General features: G+C 40.7%; 12 protein-coding genes and 1 tRNA gene. 9 read left to right on the top strand and 4 right to left on the bottom strand.

The window, feature by feature from the left end; all coding sequences use genetic code 11:
• Positions 1–17: 17 nt before the first annotated feature.
• Both LBQ60_03325 and LBQ60_03320 read right to left on the bottom strand, forming a co-directional pair.
• Positions 18–917: a DMT family transporter gene (locus LBQ60_03325; protein ID MDR2036933.1), complete on the bottom strand. Its 900-nt coding sequence runs from the start codon at positions 915–917 to the stop codon at positions 18–20.
• A 202-nt stretch (positions 918–1119) separates the two neighbouring features.
• Positions 1120–1770, bottom strand: a complete 651-nt coding sequence (locus tag LBQ60_03320; protein ID MDR2036932.1) for a Crp/Fnr family transcriptional regulator — start codon at positions 1768–1770, stop codon at positions 1120–1122.
• Between the two features lie 197 nt (positions 1771–1967).
• Between LBQ60_03320 and LBQ60_03315 the strand changes: the two genes are divergently transcribed.
• From LBQ60_03315 to LBQ60_03275, 9 genes are all read left to right on the top strand, one after another.
• Entirely contained in the window at positions 1968–2801 is an 834-nt protein-coding gene (locus tag LBQ60_03315) for a 4Fe-4S ferredoxin (GenBank protein MDR2036931.1), read from the top strand.
• A gap of 60 nt (positions 2802–2861) precedes the next feature.
• Positions 2862–4511 (top strand): hydroxylamine reductase, encoded by a 1650-nt coding sequence (hcp, locus tag LBQ60_03310; GenBank protein ID MDR2036930.1) that lies wholly within the window; start codon positions 2862–2864, stop codon positions 4509–4511.
• A gap of 115 nt (positions 4512–4626) precedes the next feature.
• Positions 4627–4956, top strand: coding sequence for a cupin domain-containing protein (locus LBQ60_03305; GenBank protein MDR2036929.1), 330 nt, complete (start codon positions 4627–4629; stop codon positions 4954–4956).
• Between the two features lie 424 nt (positions 4957–5380).
• The gene (gene eco / locus LBQ60_03300) at positions 5381–5872 is read left to right on the top strand and encodes a serine protease inhibitor ecotin (protein MDR2036928.1); all 492 of its coding nucleotides are present in this window, start codon (positions 5381–5383) and stop codon (positions 5870–5872) included.
• A 391-nt stretch (positions 5873–6263) separates the two neighbouring features.
• Positions 6264–6548, top strand: coding sequence for a DUF202 domain-containing protein (locus LBQ60_03295; protein MDR2036927.1), 285 nt, complete (start codon positions 6264–6266; stop codon positions 6546–6548).
• Positions 6549–6777: 229 nt separating this feature from the next.
• Positions 6778–7488 (top strand): SOS response-associated peptidase, encoded by a 711-nt coding sequence (locus LBQ60_03290; GenBank protein ID MDR2036926.1) that lies wholly within the window; start codon positions 6778–6780, stop codon positions 7486–7488.
• 491 nt (positions 7489–7979) lie between these two features.
• Positions 7980–8058 (top strand) — tRNA-OTHER (locus tag LBQ60_03285).
• A 46-nt stretch (positions 8059–8104) separates the two neighbouring features.
• Positions 8105–8275 (top strand): hypothetical protein, encoded by a 171-nt coding sequence (locus LBQ60_03280; GenBank protein MDR2036925.1) that lies wholly within the window; start codon positions 8105–8107, stop codon positions 8273–8275.
• A 15-nt stretch (positions 8276–8290) separates the two neighbouring features.
• Positions 8291–9058, top strand: coding sequence for a tyrosine protein kinase (locus LBQ60_03275; protein MDR2036924.1), 768 nt, complete (start codon positions 8291–8293; stop codon positions 9056–9058).
• 170 nt (positions 9059–9228) lie between these two features.
• Here LBQ60_03275 and LBQ60_03270 read toward each other — a convergent pair whose 3' ends face one another.
• The gene (locus LBQ60_03270) at positions 9229–10497 is read right to left on the bottom strand and encodes a TolC family protein (protein MDR2036923.1); all 1269 of its coding nucleotides are present in this window, start codon (positions 10495–10497) and stop codon (positions 9229–9231) included.
• Between the two features lies 1 nt (position 10498).
• A partial coding sequence (locus LBQ60_03265) for an efflux RND transporter permease subunit (GenBank protein ID MDR2036922.1) occupies positions 10499–11684 on the bottom strand: 1186 nt, incomplete at its 5' end.

Genomic DNA, 11684 nt, shown 5'->3' with positions numbered 1-11684 from the left:
GAGTTGAAAAGATTCGTTTACTCCTTCCTTTCCGTTTTGGTTTTCAATGGTTTGATATGGAGCAGCTGCAATGCACCTGTAATGATGATAATACCAACTATCGACGCCCAGTCGGGATATTCAGTGGGTAATAATATCCAACTCAAAATACATCCGCTTACAGGTACAAGAAATTTCCATACGTTTAATTCCGAGACCTTGACGCCCGGTTTTTGCAACAGGCCATACCACAACGAGAATGCACCTGCAGGAATGATCGCCAGCCATGTCAGTGCAAGGTAGAATTTTGGAGGGTAAACTTCAATTACGGGTTTCTCGAAAATGAACGATACAATAAGTAGCATGATACCACCCGTAAAATTAGCAAATGATGTCAAAGCAATAGGTGAGATTTGAAATTCTTTCTTTTTAACGACCATGATATTGGTATAACTGCCAATGATGTTACTCAGAACCAGTAGTCCAACTCCGCCCCAGAATTGGGGATGATCTGCCGAAAACCCTCCTTTAGCCAGGCTGATAAATATTACACCCGAAAGCCCTAATGCTATTGCCATCATTTTACGGAGGGTCATTTTGTCATCCGCAAGGGTCAGATGAGCCATTATAGCCACAAAAAGAGGGCCGGCTCCGATAATGATTGCTGAGGTTGATGCAGGTACTTTATTCAATCCCATGAAAAAAAGACCGTATTGCAGGAAGGTTTGCAGGAAGGCGAACAGCAACATAAATTTCCAATGCCTGAGGGTATTTTTCAGGTCCACTTTGTTGATCACCATTACCGGAATGAGAAGCAATCCGGCGAGGGTAAAACGCATACCGGACAGCAATATCGGTTCGGCATATTCAAACCCGATCTTTGCCCCTGCAAATGCAGATCCCCACAACAGGCACGCCAGTACGGCACGCAATTTCATTGAAATACTCATATGATAGCTGCAAAGCTACTGAATTACTTCATGGTATATTCCATCCAATCTCGTTATTTTACGCTTTAGTAAATTCTTATGATCCGCTTATCGGAAATGATGATGTTTCATAACGCTTGCAATAAATATACCCGTTATTTTATCCGCGTGTTGAATAACTAATTAAATATTCGATCTCTAAATACCTCGCCTAATGAGTTGATACATATCGTTTCAATTGCTCATGATCAAGCACTTTTATTTTTCGTTTTTCCACAAAGATCATTCCTTCATCCGACAGCTCTGAAATGATCCGCGCAAGTGAGGGACGTGCTACACCGAGTATATCAGCGATTTCCTGCTGATTTCTTGCATCGGGATTTTCGAGCAGGTATGCAGCTAACCGTCCTTTTAAATCCTGTAAGGCAAATGCATTTAGTTTTTTGCTTAAGAATAAACTTCTGTCGGAAATGATACGCAGGAAATTTTCCATGATCACAGGCTCTTCATGCATCAGTTGTGTGAAATCGTCCTTGTTTACCACCCATACCTCACATTCGGTCAGGGTCTGGACATTTACAGGAAAACGATTTTCCGACGCATAGATAAAAGCCGGAGCCAGTAGCCGTGGAGCCTCCATTTCTTCAATAGTGATCTGTTTTCCCACATCATTTACCATACGTGTCCTTACCTTTCCCTTACACAAAAAATACAGGGAATGATATGGAGTATCCTGCATGGCTATAAAATCACCGGCAGGGTAGGACCTTATGGCTGAAGAGGTTCGATCCATAAAAGATTCCAGCCGTGATGCGGTTATATTTCGAAATACGGGGTTTTTTAATAATACATAGACCTCCATACGTGCAAAATTATTATTCCGGAAAATAAAGGGCATAATAATACACACAAAATGGTAAAAAGAATGATTAATTGGTAAAAATTTAATAAAATATCATATCTTTAACATGTTATTGCAGAAAAAATGTTGAATGTAACATTTATGACACTTTTTTAGGTTTTGCCCGGCGAACTTTGCAATAATAAGACATAAGAAACATGAAACGTAAAATCATTAGGATTAACGAAGCTTTGTGTAATGGTTGCGGGCTTTGTGTACAGGGTTGTCATGAAGGTGCCCTGCAACTGATTGACGGAAAGGCAGTACTCATCAGTGAACTATATTGTGATGGGTTGGGTGCCTGTATAGGTGATTGTCCTGTAAATGCCATAACGATGGAAGAACGTGAAGCAGAAGCTTACGATGAACGTGCTGTAATTGAACGCATGATTCCCAAAGGTAAAAAGGTCATTCATGCGCATCTGAAACATTTGGCAGACCACCATCAGCAGGATTTCCTCGATGAAGCGGAAAAAGTCTTAAAAGAACACGGTATTGTCGTTCCTCAATACCGGAATGAGGTATCTGTTCCAAAACACGGAGGTTGTCCGGGAAGCCGCTCCGTATCGTTTGTCCGGCAACATGAGGCAGCAACGTCCTGTGAAATGCAGTCAGGCGAATTGACACACTGGCCTGTGCAGCTTCATTTATTGTCACCTACGGCTCCTTACCTGAAAGGATGTGATATGCTGGTGACGGCTGATTGTACAGCCTATGCGCTGGGAGACTTCCATTGGTACCTGAAAGGAAAATGCCTGGCCATTGCCTGTCCGAAATTGGACAACAGCCTCGATGTATATATCGAAAAACTGACGGCGATGATTGATCAGGGAGGTATCAATACCCTCACGGTGATGATCATGGAAGTGCCTTGTTGTAGCGGCTTGATGCGTATTTGTTCAGAAGCCGTGGAGCGAGCCCGGAGAAAAGTGCCGTTAAAGGTAATTGTGGTAGGGGTAAAAGGGAACATCCTTGAAGATAAGTGGGTCTAAAATAAGAGTTAATAGCATTTCAATATATTAAAAATCAGTGTAAAACAAAAACAGTTGGATATGAATGAAACGATGTTTTGTTTCCAATGTCAGGAAACAGCTAAAGGAACAGGTTGCACTATCAAAGGCGTGTGCGGCAAAGACAGCTCTACGGCAGGAATGATGGATTTATTGCTGTTTGTATTGCGGGGGATCTCTATTGTCTCTGATCAGTTCCGTGAAAATAATATTCCTGTGGATAAGAAGGTGAATGAGTTTGTGGTCGATTCCCTGTTTTCAACCATTACCAATGCCAATTTCGATGGAAAAAGCATTGCCGGAAGAGTCAGGAACGGTTTGGAGATCAAAAAACAGCTGGTCAGCCAGGCAAAAGAGGCCGGAATTACATTGCCCAGGGCGGATGAAATATCATGGTCAGGTGAACCGGATGAATATGCTGAAAAAGCAAGAACGGTGGGCGTATTGCGTGAAAGGAACGAGGATATCCGTTCGCTGAAAGAATTGGTCATTTACGGATTAAAAGGGATGTCTGCCTACACCGAGCATGCCATGCATCTTGGTTTTGACGACGAAACCATTCATCAGTTCATACAAAAAGCCCTGTCGGATATTACTATCGGGCAGCTCGATGCGAACAGGCTGACAGGATTGGTGCTTGAAACCGGCGAACATGGGGTAAAGGCAATGGCATTGCTTGATAAAGCGAATACAAACCGTTACGGTAACCCGGAAATTACCGAGGTGAATATCGGTGTGCGTAATAATCCTGCCATATTGATCAGCGGGCACGACCTTGGTGATATGGAGGAATTGCTGAAACAAACGGAAGGAACAGGCGTGGATGTTTATACACACAGTGAAATGCTTCCTGCCAATTATTACCCGGCTTTTAAAAAATACAAACATTTTGCGGGCAATTATGGAAATGCCTGGTGGCGTCAGCGGGAAGAGTTCGAAACATTCAATGGACCGATATTGTTTACCACCAACTGTATCGTACCTCCATCACCGACAGCAGGTTATAAAGACAGGATGTACACTACCAATTCGGCGGGATATCCCGGTTGCATCCATATCGTTGCTGACAAAAACGGACATAAGGACTTTTCGCCAATCATTGAACTGGCAAAGAAATGTAAGCCGCCTGTTGAAATAGAACAGGGAAGCATCATTGGTGGATTTGCCCATCACCAGGTATTCCAGCTGGCGGATAAAGTGGTGGATGCCGTAAAAAGCGGAGCCATCAGAAAATTCGTCGTTATGGCGGGATGTGATGGCCGGATGAAGAGTCGCGAATATTATACCGATTTTGCGAAGGAATTACCGAAAGATACGGTAATACTGACTGCAGGATGTGCCAAGTACCGGTATAACAAACTGCTGCTGGGCGATATCGGCGGAATTCCGAGGGTACTCGATGCCGGACAATGCAATGATAGTTATTCTCTGGCCGTAATTGCCATAAAGCTGAAAGAAATATTCGGTCTGGATGACATCAATGATTTACCTATCGTGTACAATATCGCATGGTACGAACAAAAGGCAGTGATCGTATTACTGGCATTATTGAGCCTGGGTGTGAAAAATATTCACCTTGGCCCCACATTGCCAGCATTCCTGTCTCCTAACGTTACGAAAGTGCTGGTTGAAAAATTCAATATCGGTACGATTGCCACAGTAGAGGAGGATGAAAAAGAACTGGTAGGATAAACCGGGCATGTAAACAACCATAATAAGATCGGAATTTACATCATGTGAGAACATTTGATCTTATTATGGTTGTTTGTCTTTATAGAAATATTGAATGAATATAGAATACTGGAATATGGAAAATACATTTATCCGCAAAGGAGAAGTCATTAATTTCGATTCTTTGATCTCATATACGGAGAACGGTGTTGTAAGTAAACAAATCCTGAAAAATAAAAAGGGCAATGTTACTTTGTTCTCATTTGATAAAGGACAGGGACTAAACGAACACTCAGCACCTTTCGATGCCATGGTACAAATTATCGATGGTAAGGCAGAGATCACTATAGGTGGAAAACCGATCATGGTTCACAAAGGAGAAAGCATCATTATGCCTGCCAATGTGCTGCATAAACAGCAAGCCGTTGAGCCTTTCAAAATGTTATTGACGATGATAAAAGAGTAAAACGTCAGATATCTATACCAATGTGATCGGATTATCCCATCTCAACCATATCCTGGTACATATGGAAGATACTGAAAAGACGAACATTTTGGGAAAATCAGTGATTCTGTACTCTATTTCATTATTTTCCGGTATATTTGCAGAATATAGGATGCGCCTCGGACAAGCTCAAGCTTGCTTGGCTTGACTCTCGGCTTTCACTATATTTGCAGAATATAGGATGCAGTTCGGCAATTTTTCGAAAGCAAACTTTCTGCAATTGCCCTTACCTTTTGCTATATTTGCTGCCAGCACGGAATCTTCTGAGGCTTACGTTGCCATCACGATAATTTATACCGGGCGTATAGGAAAGGCTTGATGAACAATCGTTATATAACAGATGTTACACAGATACGATGAATTTATAAATTTAATTAATAATAAAATGAAAACAATATCCAAAAACACATTAACAATGTTATTTGTCTGTATTTCCATGTCTATAGCTATCACGGCGAACGGACAGGTAAGTGAAGTCCAAAAAGCGCTGGAAGCTTTTCCTCCTGCCGGGAAAGGCATGGTCAGGCATGTAATTGAAGTCAAAAAGCAAAAGGATGAATCATCTTTCAAGGTAGAGATAATGCCCGGAAAGAATATGCTGGTAGATTGTAATCACCACACGCTGATGGGAAAACTTGAAGAGAAAGATTTACAGGGTTGGGGGTATAACTATTATGAATTTTCATCCAACGGACAGACCAGGTCTACTATGATGGCTTGTAATAAACCGAATGAGACCAGATTCATTTATGCACAAACCTTAACGGTCAGGTATAACAGCAGATTGCCTATTGTTATCTATGCACCGGAAGGATATGATATCCAATATCGGATATGGAAAGCCGATAAGAAAACAAAAAATGCGGTTTTGAAGTAATTGCATTGTGTTTGATCCGTCAATGACCAATCAAACAGAAATGCTATATGAATAGGTATCTTTGCAAAAGGATAATCGGAACTGTAGTCGTAGAAGATTCCTTGGTTATCCGTGAAGATTGGCCCGGGAAGATATTATAAATAATACGGTAAGAATAAGATCGGGTATGCCTGCAGTTTGTGGGATGATAAAAAAGTATTCCGGTAAAGAAATGATGTTGTAACTTCTTGCCGGGAATTCAGCTCCAAAAAAGGAACAGTAGGTGAACTGAAATAAGAAAAGAAGGATAAATATGTTGTTTGTATCTGTAATAGCAGTGCTTTTAAAGATATATCACTCCATCATCTGCATCAGATACATTAAAAGATACCAAAAATAAATGGTTGATATAATGGAGACTGATAATATTCTAACAGGTAGTGAAACATTTTTACGGGATAAGCTTGCCATACAGAGAACGAGACTGGCTAACCAGACAACTTTTCTGGCCTTTTTAAGAACATCCATGTATTTTCTGGTAGCTGCACTAAGTATCAGAAATTTACTGGATCTACCCAACCGGATGTTTGAAGTTCTGTTATTTATTATTTCGGGTATACTCCTAATTGTTGGATTCATCAACTTCTTTTATCAAAAAAATATAATTGACAAAGGCGAAATGAACCTTCATGAATAGGAGAATTGGTATAAGGATTACACAATAAGTATTAGTAAAACATACAGTTTTACTATCCGAAATGGTCAAAACAGAAGACTAATGTAGATAATAGAAAAATCGTGACTCATTATTTAAAATTGCTCCTTCAGGGAGCAGAAAATAGCAAGATTATTTATATGAACCGGGATCTTCTTTTCCTTAGTTTTCGGGTATGTTGTCAAATATTGTCACACAATAAAGTATAATTATGTGTTTTCATAACTCAATGAGTAAAAAGGCCCGGGAATTAGCAGTAAGATACGGACGTAAAACGGATCTGATAGAGACATACCGGGAAACATTAGAGGAAAAATACCATATTTCTGCATTTACCAATCCGGATTGTATTGTCATAACAGAAAAACCGGAGATGAAAATGATGAAATGGGGTTTGATTCCATTCTGGTCAAAGGATGAAAAGAATGCATTCGAGATCAGAAAAATGACTTATAATGCAAGATCGGAAACGATCTTCCACAAACTTTCATTCCGAAACCCGATCAAGTCGAAGCGTTGTATCATTCCTTCAACCGGATATTTTGAATATCACCATGAAGGTACAGAAACCATTCCTTATTATATTTATTTAAAGACAGAGGAGATATTTTCATTCGGCGGAATATATGATAGCTGGTACGATAAAGAAACCGGAGACACATTCTATACATATTCTATTATTACAACAGAAGCAAACAGATTCACAGGAGAGATACATAACGGAGGGGAGGAACCGCAACGGATGCCTTTAATTCTGAATGTGGAAGACGAAGAAATGTGGATGGATCATGGTTTGTCAAACGAGAAGATAAACAAGCTGATGAAACCTTTCCCGGCTGATGTGATGGCAGCTTATCCTATCAACAGGGATTTTATCAAAATGAATCCTTTTAATAAGAAGGTGCTGGAGGAAGTAGAATAGCCTTTGTGAAATATTGATACCTTACATTTGATATTATCCGGATATATCTGAATAATATTTTGTCAGTATCTGGACAGAAAATAATCTTCGTCTAAAGAAAAACACTCGAAAATCAACGAAAACATATCTGAAACTATTGACTGTTAAATTAGGTTTTTGGTAGAAATAGAATTTTAAGACTTAATAAAACGAAGGGTTATCTGTCTATTATTCAGTAAAATGAATATTAACAGTATGTTTCTGTTTTATGATATGACAATTCCTGTTATCCGTAATCATTCTTTATATTTTTTCATTTCCGAAACTACTTTAGGTAGCGTATTTTTCACTTCGGCGCCTAAAAAATCCGGTTCGGTTCATTAAGCAAAGACAAAGTCGATTTTTTATAAATATTTGTATTCTGAAAAGAGGGGATGATCAACCTATTTAAAACAGTCTGATAGAAAATAGCCGTATAGAAAAAAATAGAGGAAGAGATTTCTCAGGAATATTTCGGTGTAGCTCAATAAGGTAGAGCGGCTGTATCCGCAAGGATACGGCAGGTTGAGGGTTCGAATCCCTCTGCCGGAACAGAGAATATTTTTATATCTGAAAGACTTCATTATATTCTAATCGTATGTTACATAAAATTGAAATTGAACAACAGTTAGTCAATAAGATCCAGTGTATTGAAATATTACGGAAGAATTACAGTGGTTTGTTATTCAGCGATATAGGTGTCAACTATGTGTCTCTTTATTTATGGTATGACAATCATTGGGAATGCTTTATCGAAGGTCAACCATAATAAAACAAGTATGATATGAGAATAGTTATTAACCCGAAATACGAATATCTGGCTGACTTTGTCCGGAAAATTCCTGATGAAACCTATGAATGGGACGTTTTGTATAAAAATGACCGTAATACCGTTAAAAAAGTAACGGTAAACGGGACAACTTTAGTGGTCAAACGCTATAAAAGGCCGACTTTGGCCAATTGCTTCATTTATACTTTTTTCAAGATGAATAAAGCAAAGCGTTCATACGTATACGGATTCAGACTCAAGGAGATGGGGTTCAATACTGCTGAACCGGTAGCTTATATAGAGATATCCAGGAATGGATTTTTTCATACGGGCTATTTTGTTTCTGCATTTCTGCCATATCCGCTTCTGAAAGAAGTCGAGAACTATCAAGGTGCATTGAAATCAGAAGTACTTTCCGATTTTGCAGAATTTACGATTCGGCAACACGAGGCAGGAATACTGAATAATGACTACAACCTGACCAATGTCTTTTTTCATAAAGAGGAAGAACGTTGGGAGTTTGCGCTTATTGACACCAACCGAATAGTTTTCCGCCGTAAATTGAGCCGCGGGGGGATTATCAGGCAGATGCAATCCATATCGGCATCGATAAACACAATTACAGAGATCGCCGAACACTATGCCGTTCAACGCGGGTGGAATGCCGACCTCTTTTGCGGAGTGCTGCTTCTGAGAAGAGGCATGGCGGTAATGGGAAAAATAAAAAGATTTTTCAAAAATAGACTTGTCGAAATCAAGGGTGTTTTACAGGTTACTTCTTAAATTGCCTGATGGCATGTTTCTGGTATGATATCATACCAGAAACAGCGTGCATTCGTAATGTTGTATTACTCATATTATAAATACATTAAGGCTTAATGTTATTGATACAATAAGCCTTAATGCAAAAAGGACAATGAACATTTAACCTATCAATAGTTTCATACATTCATTTACAACTCAATATCCCATATTCCGGCATCCCTTTCCAATTCTACCAATGCAGTGACATGATTGAATAAGGTTTCGATATATTGTGCCTGAACATCATTATAGGTACGTTGAGCATCCAGTACTTCAAGCAGGGAGATCTCGCCACGGTTATAGCTGAATATTTTTCCATCGATTACTTTCCGGGCATCATTCAGCAACCTGTTTTCATAACGTTTCACCTGTTCGGATAAGGATTGATAACGGCGGTAGGACTGCATGACTTCTGTTTGTATCTGCAATTCTATCTGCTGATACTGGATCTCGGCCTGTTGTTCCCGTATGCGGGCGGCCTGGATATTTCCTTTGTTGAATCCGGAAAATTTCAGAGGGACGGCAATGCCCGCTGCATATCCGGTGAAAGCAGGGGCAGGGGCCTCTTCATTATGTACCCTGGCATTCCGGTTGGCAGACAGGGATAAGTCGATTTCCGGATTCCGTTCGCGGCGGGCTACTGTTAATGCACGTGATGCCACTTCTTTATTTCTCAAAGCGGCTACAAGATCCGTTCGGTTTTCCAAAGCTGTAGAAACCAGATTACTTAGGATGAAATCCCGGGGAGGCATGTATAAAGTAGCATTCGGTTGTAAAAGCGTATCTATTCCCGACGTTCCGGTTACCAGATTTAAACCGGAAAAAGCATGGTACAATTCCGTTTCCGATTGTAGGAGCTCATTTTGCAGAATGTCGGCTTCCAGACGACTTTGTATGGCATCTATCTCCATGATTTGCCCTAAAGCCAATCGAATGCTATCACTTACGGACAATTGCCGGATATTTGTATAGGAGTCCTTTTTTACCTTGTGTAACTCATGTTGCATCAATGCTTCCAGATAAGATATGGTGGCATAAGTGCGCAGATTCCTGAAATAATCAGCTAACAGGGCTTCTGTCAGAGCCTTTTCACTTTTGGCCAGATTGATCCCGGCTTTCCGGCTTCCAAAGGAGAATGTTTTGCTTAACTCGATTTCACCTCCATATCCCATTTCTATATCCCAGTTACTGTTGTTATAGTATGAGACGGCAAGGACAGGATCATTGAAAACTTTAGCCGCTACAATTTCTGCTTCCGAAATATCCACGTTCAGTTTCTCTGCAGCATATTCAATATTACCTGCCGTCACCTTTTCCATATAATCATGGTAGGTGATCGGCGTAATTTGCTGGCCATTGGTCGACAGCCCCATATGTAACAGGGCTGTTATCTGAAACACTATTAATATGTTTTTCATATCATTCTTCTTTTGGTGGTAAAGTTCCATTCTTTTCACATCGTCTCTCCATAGCATAATACAGGGTAGGGAGTATAAAAAGTGTAAATATCGTGGCAAAGAGCAATCCGTAAACAATTACGGTAGCCAAAGGACGCTGAACATCCGAACCTATACCTGTTGCAAGCGAGGCGGGCAACAGTCCGAGAATAGCTACCGTAGCAGTCATCATCATTGGCCTTAACCGGTGCGATGCACCTTCAATAACTGCCTGTTTTAGTCCCTGACCCCTTTGCCTCAATACATTAATATGGGATAACATGATTACTCCGTTCTGGATCGAGAGTCCGAACAGGGCAATAAATCCTACTGCCGACGATACATTAAAGGTCATCCCACGTACTACCAATGCCAGCATACCTCCGAAAACGGCAAGCGGTAACATTCCGATAAGTAATCCTGCCTGACGGAATTTTCCGAAAGTAAAGAACAAAAGGAGGAACATCACAGCCAGTGTTATAGGCATGATTACAGCAAGGCGGCTGTAAGCCCGGTGTTGGTTCTCCAACTGCCCGGCCCAGTGAAATTGAAATTTGGAATGGTCGTATTTTATCTCTTCCTCTATTTTTGATTGGGCCTCTTTGAAGAATGAAGTCAGGTCCCGTCCCCGTAGATTCACACGCACGGTTACAAAACGCTGGTTCATCTCGCGGGAGATCATGCTTGGTCCTGTTGTGGTTTTGATCTGTGCCACGGTCGAGAGGGGGATCATTGTCCCTGAACCCGAAGTAAGCATTAAAGCCCCTATTTTTTCAGGTGTATCGCGTGATATTTCATTATAACGGCAAATCACATCATACACCCTGCTTCCTATAAATACCTGAGAAATAGCTTTGCCACCGATGGCCACCTCTATCAACTCGGCAACATCGGCGATGTTCAGTCCGTATTGAGCGATTTTATCCCGGTCGGCAACAATCTGAAGTTGTGGTAAAAAAGGCTCTTCCATAATACCGACATCGGCAGCACCATCCACACCCTCGACAATTTTTTTCACCTGCTCGGCTATGCGGCGGCTTTCGGTCATATCTTCACCGTAGATTTTTATGGCTAAATCGCTATGTGCCCCTGCAATCTGATCCATCACCATATCGATAATGGGCTGTGAAAAACCAACGCCATATCCGGGCATCGTTTCGACCATTTCC

The sequence above is a fragment of the Bacteroidales bacterium genome (assembly GCA_031275285.1).
Taxonomy (GTDB): domain Bacteria; phylum Bacteroidota; class Bacteroidia; order Bacteroidales; family UBA4181; genus JAIRLS01.
The sequence above is the reverse complement of the archived record's forward strand: the minus strand, read 5'-3'. Positions and strand labels throughout refer to the sequence as shown.